The 15236-nt window shown below is 60.1% G+C and carries 14 protein-coding genes; 8 read left to right on the top strand and 6 right to left on the bottom strand.

Annotated elements, in window-relative coordinates:
• Positions 1-187 precede the first annotated feature (187 nt).
• The 6 genes from tauA to OQ248_RS09255 all read left to right on the top strand — a co-directional run bounded on the left by tauA (position 188) and on the right by OQ248_RS09255 (position 5730).
• A complete protein-coding gene (tauA, locus tag OQ248_RS09230; RefSeq protein ID WP_114881015.1) occupies positions 188-1165 on the top strand; it encodes a taurine ABC transporter substrate-binding protein in 978 nt (325 codons plus the stop codon).
• A 16-nt stretch (positions 1166-1181) separates the two neighbouring features.
• Positions 1182-1976 carry a taurine ABC transporter ATP-binding subunit gene (gene tauB, locus OQ248_RS09235; RefSeq protein WP_265812653.1) on the top strand — a complete coding sequence of 265 codons (795 nt, stop codon included), beginning with the start codon at positions 1182-1184 and terminating at the stop codon, positions 1974-1976.
• The gene (tauC, locus tag OQ248_RS09240; protein WP_265812654.1) at positions 1973-2812 is read left to right on the top strand and encodes a taurine ABC transporter permease TauC; all 840 of its coding nucleotides are present in this window, start codon (positions 1973-1975) and stop codon (positions 2810-2812) included. The genes tauB and tauC overlap by 4 nt, the downstream gene beginning before the upstream one ends.
• Positions 2813-2869: 57 nt before the next feature.
• Complete coding sequence (tauD, locus tag OQ248_RS09245) at positions 2870-3712, top strand: taurine dioxygenase (protein ID WP_265812655.1); 843 nt, start codon at positions 2870-2872, stop codon at positions 3710-3712.
• 134 nt (positions 3713-3846) lie between these two features.
• Positions 3847-4524 carry a hypothetical protein gene (locus OQ248_RS09250; protein ID WP_085712703.1) on the top strand — a complete coding sequence of 226 codons (678 nt, stop codon included), beginning with the start codon at positions 3847-3849 and terminating at the stop codon, positions 4522-4524.
• A 3-nt stretch (positions 4525-4527) separates the two neighbouring features.
• Positions 4528-5730 carry an XRE family transcriptional regulator gene (locus OQ248_RS09255; RefSeq protein WP_085712702.1) on the top strand — a complete coding sequence of 401 codons (1203 nt, stop codon included), beginning with the start codon at positions 4528-4530 and terminating at the stop codon, positions 5728-5730.
• A 73-nt stretch (positions 5731-5803) separates the two neighbouring features.
• On the opposite strand, the gene mgrA is transcribed toward OQ248_RS09255, so the two are convergent.
• From mgrA to OQ248_RS09270, 3 genes are read right to left on the bottom strand one after another with little or no spacing between them, the layout of a single operon-like run.
• The gene (gene mgrA / locus OQ248_RS09260; RefSeq protein WP_265812656.1) at positions 5804-6841 is read right to left on the bottom strand and encodes an L-glyceraldehyde 3-phosphate reductase; all 1038 of its coding nucleotides are present in this window, start codon (positions 6839-6841) and stop codon (positions 5804-5806) included.
• A gap of 39 nt (positions 6842-6880) precedes the next feature.
• Complete coding sequence (locus OQ248_RS09265) at positions 6881-8200, bottom strand: LLM class flavin-dependent oxidoreductase (RefSeq protein ID WP_265812657.1); 1320 nt, start codon at positions 8198-8200, stop codon at positions 6881-6883.
• Between the two features lies 1 nt (position 8201).
• On the bottom strand, positions 8202-10427 hold the full coding sequence (locus OQ248_RS09270; protein ID WP_265812658.1) for a TonB-dependent receptor: 2226 nt from the start codon (positions 10425-10427) through the stop codon (positions 8202-8204).
• A gap of 206 nt (positions 10428-10633) precedes the next feature.
• Between OQ248_RS09270 and OQ248_RS09275 the strand changes: the two genes are divergently transcribed.
• Positions 10634-11671, top strand: a complete 1038-nt coding sequence (locus OQ248_RS09275; protein WP_265812659.1) for a LacI family DNA-binding transcriptional regulator — start codon at positions 10634-10636, stop codon at positions 11669-11671.
• A 22-nt stretch (positions 11672-11693) separates the two neighbouring features.
• Here the strand turns inward: OQ248_RS09275 and OQ248_RS09280 are convergent, their stop codons facing one another.
• Together OQ248_RS09280 and OQ248_RS09285 are read right to left on the bottom strand one after the other, a co-directional pair.
• Positions 11694-12095, bottom strand: a complete 402-nt coding sequence (locus OQ248_RS09280; protein ID WP_085712796.1) for a type II toxin-antitoxin system HicB family antitoxin — start codon at positions 12093-12095, stop codon at positions 11694-11696.
• Between the two features lie 59 nt (positions 12096-12154).
• Positions 12155-12337 carry a type II toxin-antitoxin system HicA family toxin gene (locus OQ248_RS09285; protein WP_065261145.1) on the bottom strand — a complete coding sequence of 61 codons (183 nt, stop codon included), beginning with the start codon at positions 12335-12337 and terminating at the stop codon, positions 12155-12157.
• Between the two features lie 269 nt (positions 12338-12606).
• Between OQ248_RS09285 and OQ248_RS09290 the strand changes: the two genes are divergently transcribed.
• Entirely contained in the window at positions 12607-12867 is a 261-nt protein-coding gene (locus OQ248_RS09290; RefSeq protein ID WP_265812660.1) for a hypothetical protein, read from the top strand.
• 24 nt (positions 12868-12891) lie between these two features.
• Here the strand turns inward: OQ248_RS09290 and betT are convergent, their stop codons facing one another.
• Positions 12892-14853 (bottom strand): choline transporter BetT, encoded by a 1962-nt coding sequence (gene betT, locus OQ248_RS09295; protein WP_265815078.1) that lies wholly within the window; start codon positions 14851-14853, stop codon positions 12892-12894.
• Positions 14854-15236 lie beyond the last annotated feature (383 nt).

Consider the following 15236-nt stretch of genomic DNA (forward strand, 5'->3'; position numbering starts at 1 on the left):
GGGAGAGGGTTGGGGTGAGGGGGAAAAGATCTCAAGTCATACCCAAAACTCAAACGCCCCCCAATACCAGCGAGCCTTAGATTTTTCCGCTCATAAGCTAAGTCTAAAAAGTTATTTATTTTTAGTTTCTTAGATCATTTAGTCTCCTTTCACGCCGACGCTCGGTCGCCTGATATGGAGCTCTTCAATGAAACTGAATGTCCCGCTTCGCCTGCTGGCCGTGGCCTCTCTGGCCGCTGCGAGTTTCCTGGCCCAGGCCGCCGACCTTACCGTTGCCTACCAGACCACCGTTGACCCGGCGAAAGTCGCCCAGGCCGACGGCGCCTATGAAAAAGCCACCAAGGCCGACATCAGCTGGCGCAAGTTCGACAACGGTGCGGACGTTATCTCGGCCATCGCTTCGGGCGACGTGCAGATCGGCTACCTCGGTTCCAGCCCACTGACCGCAGCCGTCACCCGCAAAGTCCCGGTGGAAACCTTCCTCATCGCCACCCAGATCGGCGCCGCCGAAGCACTGGTCGCCCGCGACGGCTCCGGCATCAAGACGCCGCAGGATCTGGTCGGCAAGAAAATCGCCGTGCCGTTCGTGTCCACCGGTCACTACAGCCTGCTGGCCGCGCTGAAGCACTGGAACATCGATCCTTCGAAAGTCACCGTTCTCAACCTCGCCCCGCCGGCAATCATTGCCGCGTGGAAACGCGGTGACATCGACGCCACCTACGTCTGGGATCCGGCGCTGGGCGTGGCCAAGGAAAACGGCAAAGTGCTGATCACCTCCGGCGAGCTGGCCAAGTTCGGTGCGCCGACCTTCGACGCCTGGATCGTGCGCAAGGACTTCGCCGAGAAGCACCCGGAAATCGTTACCGCTTTCGCCAAGGTCACCCTCGACGCCTACGCCGACTACCGCAAGGATCCGAAGGCCTGGATCGCCAATCAGAGCAACGTCGACAAACTGGTGAAGCTCTCCGGCGCCAAGGCCAGCGACATTCCATTGCTGCTGCAAGGCAACGTCTACCCGCTGGCGGCGGATCAGGTCAGTGACCTCGGCGCGCCGACCACCAAAGCCATCACCGACACCGCTGCGTTCCTCAAGGAGCAAGGCAAGGTCGAAGCGGTACTGCCGGACTACGCGCCGTACGTCACCCCCAAGTACATCACCAACTGATCGGGAGTTAACTGCGATGGCCTTGCTACAGCTGGAGCGCATCAGCGCACAGTATCCCGGCAGCCCGGAACCGGTACTGTCCGACATTTCCCTGACCCTCGGCCCTCAGCAATTGCTGGTGGCCCTCGGCCCGTCCGGCAGTGGCAAGACTTCGCTGTTGAACCTGATTGCCGGTTTCGTCGAACCGAGCGCCGGGCGCATCACCCTCGACAACGTGCCGGTCAAAGGCCCGGGCGCCGAGCGCGGCGTGGTGTTCCAGGACGACGCCCTGCTGCCCTGGCAGGATGTGCTGGCCAACGTTGCCTTCGGTCTCGAACTGGCCGGTGTGGCCAAGGACAAACGCGAACAGATCGCCCGGGAAATGCTCGCGCTGGTCGATCTTTCGGGTTTTGAAAAGCGTCGCATCTGGCAGCTCTCTGGCGGCCAGAAGCAACGTGTCGGCCTCGCCCGCGCCCTAGCCGCCGACCCGCGCGTTTTGCTGATGGACGAACCCTTCGGTGCCCTCGACGCCTTCACCCGCGAACAGATGCAGGAGTTGTTGCTGCAAGTCTGGCAACGCACCGCCAAACCGGTGTTCCTGATTACCCACGACATTGAAGAAGCGGTGTTCCTCGCCACTGACCTGATTCTGCTCGCGCCGAATCCGGGGCAGATCGTCGAGCGCCTGCATCTCGACTTCGGCCAGCGCTACGCCGCCGGCGAATCGGCACGCTCGATCAAGTCCGATCCGCGCTTCATCGAAACCCGTGAACACGTGCTGGCCAAAGTGTTCTCGCAACGCAGCGCCGTTCAGCGGCAGGAGCGCGCATGAGCAGTTACGACGTTTCCGCCACCGCAGTAAAACCCGCCGCCACGTCGGTGGTGATTCCCGTGCGGCGCAGCCTCAGCACCCGCTGGATCAGCCTGCTGACCTTGTTCGCGTTGCTGGTGATCTGGTGGGCGGTGACCGCCACCGGTCTGATCGAACCGTTGTTTCTGCCGCCGCCCTCGGCCGTGTTGCAGAAAGGCTGGTTGCTGGCCACCAGCGGCTACATGGATTCGACACTGTGGCAGCATCTGGGCGCGAGCCTCAGCCGCATCGGTCTGGGCCTCGGTTTTGCGATTCTGACTGCGGTGCCGGTGGGCATCGCCATCGGCGCCAACCGCATCGCCCGTGGCGTGCTCGATCCGCTGATCGAGTTCTACCGGCCGATTCCGCCACTGGCTTATCTGCCGCTGATCGTGATCTGGTGCGGCATCGGCGAGTTGTCGAAAGTGCTGCTGATCTACCTGGCGATTTTTGCCCCGATCGCGATTGCCACCGCGACCGGCGTGCGCACCGTCGACCCGGCCAAACTGCGCGCCGCGCAATCGCTGGGCGCGACTCGCGCGCAACTGATTCGCCACGTGATTTTGCCCAGCGCTCTGCCGGACATTCTGACCGGGGTACGCATTGGTCTGGGTGTCGGCTGGTCGACTCTGGTCGCCGCCGAACTGATCGCGGCCACCAGCGGCCTGGGCTTCATGGTGCAGTCGGCCGCGCAATTTCTGGTCACCGATGTGGTGGTGCTGGGGATTCTGGTCATCGCCCTGATCGCCTTCGCGATGGAGATGGGCCTGCGCGCCATGCAACGCAAACTGGTGCCGTGGCACGGCCAGGCCCACTGATTTTTCAGCACTGACTACCCCGACAGTTTCGGGGCCCCGGAATTGAAGAGAACCACCATGAGCAGCCTGAACATCACCCCGTTAAGCTCAGCCCTCGGCGCACAGATCAGCGGCGTCGATATCAGCCAGCCGCTGAGCCTGGAACAGCGCGACGCCATCGAGCAGGCACTGCTCAAATATCAGGTGCTGTTTTTCCGCAATCAGCCGATCGAGCCGTCGCAACAGGCGCGCTTCGCCCTCTATTTCGGCGACCTGCACATTCATCCGATCTACCCGAACGTACCGGAACAACCGGAAGTGCTGATCCTCGACACCGCCGTCACCGACGTGCGCGACAACGCGATCTGGCACACCGACGTCACATTCCTGCCGACCCCGGCCATGGGCGCGGTGCTCAGCGCCAAGCTGTTGCCGGAGTTTGGTGGCGACACGCTGTGGGCCAGCGGGATTGCTGCGTACGAAGCGCTGTCGGCACCGATGAAAGCGATGCTCGAAGGGCTGACCGCGACTCACGACTTCACCCGCTCGTTTCCGCTGGAGCGTTACGGCAATACGCCGGAGGCACTGGCGCAGTGGGAAGAGGCACGGCGCAAGAATCCACCGCTGTCGCATCCGGTAATTCGTACACACCCGGTGAGCGGGCGCCGTTCGCTGTTCGTCAACGAAGGCTTCACGTCGAAGATCAATGAGTTGTCGGAAACCGAGAGTGAAGCGGTGCTGAAATTCTTGTTCGCCCACGCGACGCGGCCGGAATTCACCATTCGCTGGCGCTGGCAGAAGGATGACATCGCGTTCTGGGACAACCGCGTGACGCAGCATTACGCGGTGGATGATTACCGTCCGGCGCGGCGGGTGATGCAGCGGGCTACGGTGTTGGGGGATGTGCCATATTTCAGGTGAAAGCCTCGGCAAGAAAACTCGCCATTCTAAAATGTTCCGCTTGTCGGAGCACTGTACAAAAGAACAGCCACCGCTTTCATAACGAATAAAAATGACGTAAAAATCCGCTTACCGAATAGTAAGTGGTGAATCGCATGGTCACAAAAGAAGAAATCCAGGGTTTCATTCGTGCGCAGGTCGACAGGGAGTTCTTTGATGAACTTGAGGTCTTGATCCCACAAACATTTCAAAAGGCGGCCAAGGAGGTTGAAGACCTCCTGATTCACACGCCCCCGGAAGACTTGCGAGGTCATCTGCGCCATTCACTTGTTCAGGAAGCCTTGGCTGGGATGAAGCGCTGGAATCCTATCGTCAAGAGCACGGATCCAAAAGGGCATAACTACGTGCTTTTGGAATTGGGAAAGCTGCGCATCACAGCCGTTGTATTGCCTTGGCAGAAAGAAATCCGAGCTGCCAAACACCGCAATGAACTCAAAACGTTGAATGAGTCACTAGCCTCAATTCAAATGGATTGGATTGACGGGCTCGCGCACACGGTTACCGAACAACTGATTCATGCGCTTGTCGTAGTCCATGCACCACCACCTCGTTCAGCAGATCAATCAGAACCCGTTGCAATCATGATGGCGGTGCCCTATTTCAACGGGAAAGGTTTCCACATGGATTGCACATTTGAGGAGCTGCTTCAGAGCTATTCTGATAATCAGGCTACTGATCAGAAACCGATTGAATTGGTGAAATTGCGAGATAAGATGCGCCGCGCCGAAGACGTTGAAGATCAAATTGATGATGAGAAAAATTCCAAGAGGTGAAGCATGAGAACTGGAGTCGCGGGCTTCCAGTCCGAGCGTCTCAAGCAGTTACGGCTCACGTTTGGCATCACCCAAACCGCGTTAGCCGAAATGGTGGGGCGCGCCTCTGGAAACATCTCCAAATGGGAAAACGGGGTGCAGGTTCCTGAGGCCGATGCTTTCCAACGACTATGTGAGGTCTTCGGCGTCAGTGAGAATTGGCTACTTGAAGAACAAATCGTAACGAGTGAGCGTACGCCGTTCTTTTTTCGATCTCAGGTAAGTGCCACGGCAAACGCCAGGGAAATAGCGGAAGTACGCCTGGAATGGCTTCAGGACGTCTCGTATAAGCTTCAGGAAAGCCTGGAATTCGTCGCAGTAAATGTTCCTCATCTGGAAGAAAGTAACTGCTTGCTGATTTCGGACGAAGAAATCGAACGAATGGCCAGCGAATGCCGCCAAGCCTGGGGGCTTGGGACTGCTCCCATCCCCAATGTCATTCAGGTTCTCGAAAACGCAGGCATCGTCTGTACTCGGACCACATTGGGCCATTTGAAAATGGATGGCGTTTCAAATTGGTACGAGTTGGATCAGCGGCCTTATGTCCTCCTTGTAGCAGACAAGGCGAACGGCATACGAAACCGATTCGATGCTGCACATGAATTGGGGCATATCGTTCTACATCGTCATGTATCGAAGGAGCAGTACGAATCGAATTACGATCTGCTTGAGTCTCAGGCTCATCGATTCGCCAGCGCATTCCTGATGCCAGCGGAGAGCTTCCTGAGAGAAATTCGATGGCCTACCTTGGATACTTTGCTAGCGTTGAAACCACGCTGGAAAGTCTCTGTAGCAGCAATGGTTCGTAGATGCCAGGATCTGGAAATAATCAACGAAACCACTACAACAAGACTGTGGAAGGCTAGGTCAGCAAGAGGATGGGTCAAAGGTGAGCCGATGGACGCTGACTTCGACTTTGAAAGGCCTCAGTTGATTGCACGAGGCGTAAAAATGCTCGTGGAAAATAAAGTCCTTTCTCGATCTCAACTCAGACAGTTGCTCGGATTACCGCTACCCACACTGGAAAGCCTATGCAGTTTGGACAAGGGTTACTTCACCCTGCCAGATCAGTCACAGGTGATCGACATGCAACTGAGAAAACGAACCGCAAGAGATTCATTTTTCAGCGAGACCGCAGAAGTACTCGGGTTCCCGAGCAAAAAGTAAAACTACAAAAATTACGGAGAAACCTCGTCCAGTGAGGCTTCTCCGTAATGACGCTTCAAGTCTTCGAAACCACCTACACCGCCGTCGAAGGCTTCTCCCAAAGATTGATCCCGCCCTCCTGGGCAAACCGGTCGATCTCCGCCAACTCTTCCGCACTGAAACTCAGATTCTTCAACGCGCCGACGTTCTCGACAATCTGCTCCGGCCGGCTCGCACCGATCAGGGCCGAGGTCACCCGAGGATCGCGCAGCGTCCACGCCAATGCCAGTTGCGCCAAGCTCTGCCCACGACGTTTGGCAATCTCGTTCAGCGCCCGCACGTGAGCAATGTTTGCCTCGGACAAGTGCGAAGCCTGCAACGAACCACCGCCCGGACGATTGACCCGTGCATCCGCCGGCACGCCGTTGAGGTATTTGTCGGTCAGCAGACCTTGCGCCAGCGGGGTGAACGCAATCACGCCGGTGCCGAGTTGGTCGGTGGTGTCGAGCAGGTCCTTTTCCACCCAGCGGTTGAGCAGGTTGTAGGCCGGTTGGTGGATCAGCAGCGGCACTTTCCACTCTTTGAGCAGCGCGGCGATCTCGCGGGTTTTCACCCCGGAGTACGACGAGATGCCGATGTACAACGCCTTGCCCTGCTGCACCGCCGTGGCGAGGGCGCTGGCGGTTTCTTCCAGCGGTGTGTCCGGGTCGAAGCGGTGCGAATAGAAGATATCCACATAATCCAGGCCCAGGCGTTGCAGGCTCTGGTCGAGGCTGGCCAGCACGTATTTGCGCGAGCCGCCGCCCTGGCCGTAGGGGCCGGGCCACATGTCCCAGCCGGCTTTGCTGGAGATGATCAGTTCATCGCGGTACTGCTTGAAGTCTTCGCGCAGCAGGCGGCCGAAATTGGTCTCGGCGCTGCCGTAGGGCGGGCCGTAGTTGTTGGCCAGGTCGAAGTGGTTGATGCCCAGGTCGAACGCGGTGCGCAGCAACGCGCGTTGGGTGTCGATCGGCGTGCTGTCGCCGAAGTTGTGCCACAGGCCCAGGGACAGCGCCGGCAATACCAGACCGCTGCGTCCGACGCGGCGGTAAGGGATGGAGTCATAGCGGTTTTCGGCAGCGGTGTAAGTCATCGAATCCTCTCTTGTCGGTCTTGAAATGGGTGTCGATTGCTACGCAAAGCGATTGCCGGGCCGGGCAAGGCCAAGGTTCTGGCGCAAGGTCCGGCCCTCGTATTCGGTTCTGAACAGACCGCGCCGTTGCAGTTCCGGGACCACGCCATTGGCGAAGTCTTCGAGCCCGCCGGGCAGGTGCGGCACCAGCACGTTGAAGCCGTCCGCCGCGCCCTGCTCGAACCATTCCTGCAAACGATCGGCAATCTGCGCCGGCGTACCGACAACACTGTAATGCCCGCGACCGCCAGCGATTCTGCGACCCAATTCGGCCAGGGTCAGATGCTCGCGGCCGGCCAGTTCGGTCAGCAGTTTCTGTCGGCTCTGCTGGCCGCTTTCAGTCAGCGGCAAGTCCGGCAGCGGCCCGTCCAGCGGGTACTTCGACAGGTCGAAGTTGCCCAGCATACGCCCAAGCAAGGCGACGCCAACCTCGGGTTCGACCAATTGCTGAAACGTTTCATATTTTTCCTGCGCTTCGGCTTCCGTCTGCCCGATCACGACGAACACGCCGGGCATGATTTTCAGCGAATCGGCACTCCGTCCGTACTTCGGCAAGCGCCCCTTGAGGTCGGCGTAGAACGCCTGGGCGCTGGCCAGCGAGGTCTGCGCGGTGAACACCACTTCGGCCGTTTGCGCCGCCAGCTCCCGCCCGGTTTCCGACGAGCCGGCCTGCACGATCACCGGCTGACCCTGTGGCGAACGTGCGACGTTCAACGGGCCCTTGACCCGGAAGTGCTCACCGACGTGATCCAGCACATGCAATTTTTCCGGGTCGTAATACGCTCCGCTGGCCTTGTCGCGGAGGAAGGCGTCGTCCTGCCAACTGTCCCAAAGTCCGGTGACCACCTGATGAAATTCCCGGGCGCGGCTGTAGCGTTCGGCGTGGCCGATGTGTTCGTCGCGGCCGAAGTTCTGCGCTTCGGCGGCGTTGTCCGAGGTCACCAGATTCCACCCCGCTCGCCCGCCGGACAGGTGATCGAGGGACGCGAATTTACGCGCCACGTGGTACGGCTCGTTGTAGCTGGTGGTGGCGGTGGCGATCAGGCCGATGTGCTCGGTCACCGCGCTCAAGGCCGAGAGCAACGTCAGCGGTTCGAAGTGATCCGAACGGGCCATGCGGCTGGCGATGTCGTGAGTTGGCGCGGCGACGCTGTCAGCGACGAACAAGGTGTCGAACTTCGCCGCCTCGGCAATCTGCGCCAGGTATTTGTAATGGGCGAAATCCAGTCCGGCGTTGGCCGGCACGTCCGGATGACGCCACGCGGCGACGTGATGCCCGGTGGCCATGAGGAACGCGCCGAGTTTCAGCTGTCTGCTCATCTCAGAAATCCTTGCGCAGTTGCACGCCGAAGTAGCGCTCGTCGTCGCGAGGCACGGCGCGGTAGATGTAGTTGCCACCGCTGGCGAGCAATGGCGAATAGGACTTGTCGGTAAGGTTCTTGCCGAGCAACGCCACGCGCCAGCCGTTGGTGTAATCGGCCAGGGCGACGCTGGCATTCCAGAGTCCGTAGGCGCCCTGCTTGGTATCGGCGTTCTGGCTGATGTCGTACTGCACTTCGCTCTGCCAGCTGTAGTCAGTGCCGAGCTCGACATCCAGGCCGTTTTCCAGCGGGATGGTGTAGTCGGCGCGCACGTAGCTTTTCCAGTCCGGGCTGAACGGCAGCGGCTTGCCGTTGACGTTGCACGACGCCGCCGCGCCCGCCGGGCAGGCGAACTGGTCGATGCGGGCGCGGGTGTAGGCCAGTGCACCGGAGAACTTCAGTTGTCGGGTCGCCTGCAGGGCGTAGTCGAGTTCCACGCCTTCGGTGCTGACGCTGCCGGCGTTGATCAGGCGCGTCACCACTTGCCCGGCGACGGTGTCGAAAAAGTTCGCCTGGTAGTTGTCGTAGTCGCTGTGGAAAACCGCGAGGTTGGTGGTCAGGCGATTGTTCCACGACGAAGCTTTGATCCCCGCCTCCCAGGTGTTGGAGGTTTCCGGTTTCAGTGCTTCGGTATCGCGCGGCTGCATGTTGAAGAACACGTTGTAGGCCGGGCCTTTGTAGCCGCGCGAGTAGGTCAGGTAGGTGGTGACGGTATCGCTCAGGTCGTATTGCAAACCGAGCCGGCCGGACCAGCCGTCCTCGTCCACCGAACCGGAGCTGCTGGTGGCCGGTTGAACGCCGCTGACGGTGGTGGCGGAAGTGGAGACGCGACGGTGATCGTATTCCAGATCGTCGTGGGTGTAGCGCAGGCCGGCGATGCCTCGGAAGTCCGAGGTGAAATTCAGCGTGCTTTCGCCGAACACCGCGTAGCTGTCGCTGGTGGTGCTGTAGTCGGCGACGCCACGGTCAGTCCGCGTGGTGGTGGTCAGCGTGCGCTGATAGGTCTCGTCATCCTTGCCGTGCATGTAGAACAGGCCGCCGACGTATTCGAGGAACCCGCCTTTCGGCGAGGCCAGACGCAGCTCCTGCGAGTACTGGTCGAATGCCAGGTCGCCCTTGTCCGCCGTGCCGGGGAACGCCGCCGTTACCGTGCCGAGGCGGTCGCCGTCCTGATACTGGGTGTTGTCCCAGCCGCGCCAAGCGGTGATCGAGGTCAGGGTGTAATCGCCGAGTTGCCAGTCGAGCTGGCCGGACAGGCCCTTGTTGGTGTCTTCGACGTGGGTGCGGGTGTCGGTGTTGATATCGCGGTTGTGGCTGGTGGCGCTGACCGGACTCAGCGCGTTGGCGAACGCCGAGGTCAGCGACTTGGTGACGACGCCATTGGGGCCGTCATCATGGGACTGCATGTAGTCGGCGATCAGGGTGAAGGTAACGTCGTCGTTAGGGGTGAATTCCAGTTTGCCGCGCACGCCACGGTGGTTGTAACCGTTGACCTCCTGGCCGTTGTGCTTGTTATCCACGTTGCCGTCATAGCTGCCGAACAAGGTGCTGATCGAGCCCTTGAGCGTATCCGGAATCAGACTTCCACCGATGCCGAAACGGGTGCGGCTTTCGTTGCCGCTGTAGTACGACTGATCGATGTAACCGTGGGTCTCGGCGGTCGGCGCCTTGCTGGTGATGTTCAACACGCCGGCCGAGGCGTTTTTGCCGAACAGCGTGCCTTGCGGGCCGCGCAGAACTTCGACGCGCTCCAGATCCAGCAGATCGAGGGTCGACTGGCCGGGACGGGCATAGACCACGCCATCGATCACCGTGGCCACGGTCGGCTCGACGCCCGGTGAAGTGGAAATCGTTCCCACGCCACGCACGAACAGCGAGGTGTCCTTGTTCGATGCGCCGGTGCGGAAATTCAGCGACGGCACTTGCTGGACGATGCTCGCCACGCTGTTGCGGTTGTCGCGCTCCAGTTGCTCGCCGTCGATCACCGACACCGCCACCGGGACCTTTTGCAGCGACTCTTCGCGGCGGGTGGCGGTGACCGTGACGGACTTGAGTGTCGGCTCCTGATCGGTGCTGTCGGCGGCGAACGCGGCGGGCAGCGGCAGCGCGGCCAGCCCGGTGAGTAGCCAGCCCGCAGCGCGGATCGATTGCGCCAGTTTGTGTGTCGCCCCAGGAATGTTGTGCATGTTTGCCCGCTCGAAAAGTTGCCCTGAACCGCTGCCGTTCTGCGACGACAGCGCCTGTCTCGGTGTCTTGGGCATTCGCTCGAGCGAGTAGCAGACAACACGCTTTGTTAGCGCTAACATCGCCAGTATTGGCAAGCCGGACATAGACCGTCAAATACTGAAAAATTACTTTTATATGCGTTTTGGTTTTTAAGAAGGATCGAGCCTTGAGCGAAGAAAAGCCCCGCAAACGCCGTGGCGCCGGTCGCGTGACCCTCAACGCGGTGGCGCGCCAGGCCGGTGTTTCGGCGATTACCGTGTCGCGCTATTTCAACCAGCCGGAACAGGTCTCGCCCGAACGCCGCGAACGGATCGCGGCGGTGGTCGCCGAGCTGGGTTACGTGCCGAATCTGGTGGCCGGCGGGCTCGCCTCGGCGCGGGGGAAGATCGTCGGCATGGTGATCCCGAACATCTCCGGGCCAATCTTCGCCAATACCATTCAGGGCTTCAGCGACACCCTCAGCCGTCACGGTTATCAGCTGTTGCTGGCCTCGAGTTACTTCAGCACCGAGCAGGAAGAGAACGCCGTGCGGGCCTTTCTTGGCTGGTCGCCGGCAGCGCTGGTAGTGACCAGTCACTTTCACAGCCCGGGCACGGAAAAGATGCTCGCAGAGGCGGATATCCCGGTGATCGAAACCTGGGATTACCAGCCGGATCGCGAGCCGATGCAGATCGGCTTTTCGCACTTTGAAGTGGGGGTCAGCGCCGCACGTTATCTGCACGGCAAGGGCTATCGGCGGATTGCGTTTGTGCAGAACAGCGCGCCCGGCGACTTCAGTGCGCTGGAGCGTCGCGACGGTTACACCACGACCGTTCGCGAGTTGGGTCTGGAACCGTGGGTGTTCGCACCGGACGCCGATCGCGCCCCGTTCGAGGCCGGCAAGCAAGCAATGGAAGCACTGATGAACGCCTCACCTCGCCCGGACGCCATCATCTTCGCCAACGACAACCTCGCCGCCGGCGGCCTGCTCGCCGGGCAACGGGCCGGCCTCAAGATCCCCGAAGACTGCGCCGTCCTCGGCTTCGGCGACTACCCGTTCGCCGAGATGCTGCTGCCGAGCCTGAGCACCATCAAACCGCCGGCGCTGGAGATCGGCGTACTGGCGGCAACGCGGGTGCTGGAAAGCCTTGGCGTGTTGCCGAGCGATGAAGTGCAGCGACTTAATCTGCTGCAATGCCAAGTCATCGAGCGAGAAAGTACCTGACCCAGAATTCTGTAAGTCGGCCCTAAGCCGACAATTCGCGCAAGGCCGCAGCCGCCAGGAATCCGGAGCGAGAACTGTAGCGTTGGTCACGCCGAACCGTCTGATCAATACGCTCCAGCAACTGCTCCGGCAGCGTCGCGTTGAAGCGCACCGACTTGCCGAAATAGGGAGTGATATCAAACTCGACCACACCCCAAATACCGCCGGCGTAATCCGGATTCTCGAGATGGGCATCAATGTCCTGAACCCGAGGCAACGGTGCGCCATCAGCGACCAGTCCCTCATAGTGCAAGGCCAGTGCCTCCTGAGTATTGTCAAAAGCTTCGGCTACCGTAGTGCCTGCGGAGAAGCAGCCCGGTACATCCGGGACGATCACTCCGTAGTCTGAGTCGGCATCCTTGTGCAGAACGACCGGGAATTTCATGTAAGTGAATCCTTCCTCTGACATGTCCATTAAGGGACTTTCGTTTCCAATGACGGGCTTCATTTCAAACCCGCCTGTTTCAAGATGCTGTTGATCGTTCCCTTGGGAAGATCCGAATCCGGATGCTTGATCGTCACCCTCCCTGGTTTGCCCGGATGTTTGTATTGGTGGTGACTGCCTTTCACGGCGACCAGATACCATCCATCCTCCTCGATCATCCTGATCATTTCCCGACTACGCATTTCCTTCGCCCTGTTCGACAGCAAGAGCTGCGTACTTTAAGAGCTGTCCTTCTCCATCAATACACACCATACACACTTGGAGAAATATTAGCCTAGTGGACAGGCGCGTGTTTAATCGCCAGATGGGCGGTGGACGCGCCCTGGCACACAGCTCTCATAAACAGATGTATACGTGGCGAAATGTGTCGATCAGCATGAGCCCGACAGCTGACCTATGCTCAACATGAGCAAAGCCAGGCTGACTCCTATCAACAGGCAGATCCCAAACCATGCACACCGCAATCATCATCTTCTTCGGCCTGATCCTGCTGGCGCTGATGCTCTACATCGGCGAGCGCATCGGCTTCAGTCGTCAGACCATGGCCTACGGTTTCGCGGCGTTGTGGCTGGCGTTGACGGTGATCAACGGCGCGGTCGGCGTGGTGCACGCCGGGCAGCCGCTGGGGTCGGAGATTGCGATTGGCAGCGCCGTGTTTGGCGTGCCGATCGCGGCATTGGTGTTGTTCATGGTGCTGAGCGCCGAGACCTGAAACCGTCCCGGCGCCCTGCCCCGATCAACGCACCAGATGCAGGAACTGCATGTGCCGTTCGTACTGGTCGAGGATGTCGTTGATGATCTGCTCCTTGGTGTAACCGACCAGATCGTAGTCCTGACTGCCCTCGCTCAGATGCACTTCGGCGCGGTAGTAGCGACGGTTGTTGAGCTGCTTGGAGCCCATCCCGCCACGAGCGAACGATGGCGTGAAGTAACCACGCATCTGCACCTGATAGATGAACGGGTGCAGCTCGCCGTGACCGATTTCCAGGCTGACGCTGTCGTGAGCCGGATCGGGTTGTGTAACGACATTCAGCCCCTTCTCGACGAACACCGCTGTCACTTCTTCGATGGCCGGTTTCACCGTGGTATCCATGAAGCGGTACACCTCGTCCCGCGACGGGAAGTGCACAGCCTGGCTCAGACGCTGGCGCCAGCCGCCCTTGCCACGCCGCGAGCCAGACACCGGCGCCAGCGAATGCAACTGCGCGATCTGCTTCTGCGACTCCAGATAGAACGCCTTGTGCAGGCCCCACATCATCAGCAGCAGAATCAGCGAGAATGGCAGCGAGGTCAGCACCACCGCAGACTTCAGCGCATCGATGCTGCCGGAGAACAGCAGCGCACTGGTGATCAGCGCGGTCATCGCGCCCCAGAACACCCGCAACCATTTCGGCCCGTCTTCATCCGGATTGCCACCCTTGGCCGACAGGGTCGAGAGCACTACGGTGCCGGAGTCGGCGGAGGTGACGAAGAACACGAAGCTGATGAACACCGTCACCGCGATGACGGTTTTGCTCCACGGGTAGGTTTCCAGCAGCAGGTAAAGGGTCATCGACGGGTTGTCGAGGGCCGACATGCCCAGTGCCGACATCCCGTGGTTGAGCACCTGATCGATGGCGCTGTTGCCGAAGATCGACATCCACGCCAGGGTGAAACCGAGCGGGATCAGCAATACGCCGAAGACGAATTCGCGGATGGTCCGGCCACGGGAAATCCGTGCGATGAACAGGCCCACGAACGGCGACCATGCAATCCACCAGGCCCAGTAGAACACCGTCCAGCCGCCGAGCCAGTCGCTCGGTTTGTCGTAGGCGTAGAGGTCGAAACTCTTCGTCGGCAATGCGCCGAGGTAGTCACCGAGGTTCTGGATCAGGGTGTTGAGCAAATGCTGGGTGGGGCCGGCGAACAACACGAACAGCAGCAGCGCACAGGCCAGCAGCATGTTGATGTCGGACATGACCCGCACGCCCTTATCCACACCGGAGACGGCGACGAGGATCGCTGCGCCCATCATCAGCGTGATCAGGCCGACCTGAATCCACTGCGTGTGGGCGATGCCGAACAGGTAGTCCAGACCGGAGTTGAGATGGAGCACGCCGAAGCCCATGTCCGCACCGAGGCCGAACACCGTGGCGATGATGCCGAAGCCATCCACGGCATAGCCGATGGGCCCGTTGATGCGTTTGCCGATCAGCGGATACAGCGCCGAGCGCAGGGCCAGCGGCAGGTTGTGTCGATAGGCGAAATACGCCAGCGCCATGCCGACGAAGGCGAACACGCCCCAGCCGTGCAGGCCCCAGTGCAGAAACAGGATCTGCATCGCCTGACGCGCCGCATCCGCCGTGCCGGCCTCGCCTTGTGGCGGCTGGAGCATGTGGGTCAGCGGTTCGGAGACACAGAAGAAAAACAGCGTGATGCTGATCCCGGCGGCGAACAGCATGCCGGCCCAGGACAGGTAACTGAATTCGGGTTCGTCGTGGTCGGCACCGAGTTTGATCTTGCCGTAGCCCGATAACGCGGTGACCACCACGAAGACCAGATACAGGGTCATCGCGAGCATGTAGTACCAGCCGACCGTATTGGCCGCCCAGTTTTGCGCTTCAAGGAGCCAGGCACCGGCCTGTTCCGGCATGGCGATGACCGTCAGGCCAAACAGCAGGATCACCGTCGCGGCGAACCAGAACACCGGCGGATTCATGCGTACCAGACCGCTGGCGGGGGTGGACGATGCACTCATGAACGGTGCACCTCAAGGGGTTGGAAAATGGCTGAAATGATCGGACTCAGCAAAGGCAAGCCTCCTGTTGTGAGCGGGCAGCGAGCTACCGGTTTAACTTGAATGAACGTTCAAGTTAAACATGGATAGTACGCTCAGGACTAATCGCAGGGCTCAGCGGTACCTTTCGTACGCTGGCTCAGGGAGGGGTATGACGTGGGTTGGGGCAGTTCGTTCACAGAAAAAGCAAAAGCACCCTCACCCTAACCCTCTCCCGGGGGGAGAGGGGACTGATTGGGGAATATTGGAGAGTTACGCCGACCTGCTCTTTCTGTACCGAATCCATAATCGACTGTTTTTTTCAG

Origin of the sequence: Pseudomonas sp. COW5 (assembly GCF_026240005.1) — a bacterium.
In the GTDB taxonomy this organism is placed as follows: domain Bacteria; phylum Pseudomonadota; class Gammaproteobacteria; order Pseudomonadales; family Pseudomonadaceae; genus Aquipseudomonas; species Aquipseudomonas kribbensis.

Bases quoted from the DNA above. Each gene is read 5' to 3' on its own strand.
- OQ248_RS09290 (WP_265812660.1), top strand. From the start codon at position 12,607: ATGCACACCGCAATCATCATCTTCTTCGGCCTGATCCTGCTGGCGCTG.
- tauA (WP_114881015.1), top strand. From the start codon at position 188: ATGAAACTGAATGTCCCGCTTCGCCTGCTGGCCGTGGCCTCTCTGGCC.
- OQ248_RS09270 (WP_265812658.1), bottom strand. From the start codon at position 10,427: ATGCACAACATTCCTGGGGCGACACACAAACTGGCGCAATCGATCCGC.
- OQ248_RS09265 (WP_265812657.1), bottom strand. From the start codon at position 8,200: ATGAGCAGACAGCTGAAACTCGGCGCGTTCCTCATGGCCACCGGGCAT.
- OQ248_RS09255 (WP_085712702.1), top strand. From the start codon at position 4,528: ATGAGAACTGGAGTCGCGGGCTTCCAGTCCGAGCGTCTCAAGCAGTTA.
- OQ248_RS09250 (WP_085712703.1), top strand. From the start codon at position 3,847: ATGGTCACAAAAGAAGAAATCCAGGGTTTCATTCGTGCGCAGGTCGAC.
- mgrA (WP_265812656.1), bottom strand. From the start codon at position 6,841: ATGACTTACACCGCTGCCGAAAACCGCTATGACTCCATCCCTTACCGC.
- OQ248_RS09280 (WP_085712796.1), bottom strand. From the start codon at position 12,095: ATGAAATTCCCGGTCGTTCTGCACAAGGATGCCGACTCAGACTACGGA.
- OQ248_RS09285 (WP_065261145.1), bottom strand. From the start codon at position 12,337: ATGCGTAGTCGGGAAATGATCAGGATGATCGAGGAGGATGGATGGTAT.
- tauC (WP_265812654.1), top strand. From the start codon at position 1,973: ATGAGCAGTTACGACGTTTCCGCCACCGCAGTAAAACCCGCCGCCACG.
- tauD (WP_265812655.1), top strand. From the start codon at position 2,870: ATGAGCAGCCTGAACATCACCCCGTTAAGCTCAGCCCTCGGCGCACAG.
- betT (WP_265815078.1), bottom strand. From the start codon at position 14,853: ATGAATCCGCCGGTGTTCTGGTTCGCCGCGACGGTGATCCTGCTGTTT.
- tauB (WP_265812653.1), top strand. From the start codon at position 1,182: ATGGCCTTGCTACAGCTGGAGCGCATCAGCGCACAGTATCCCGGCAGC.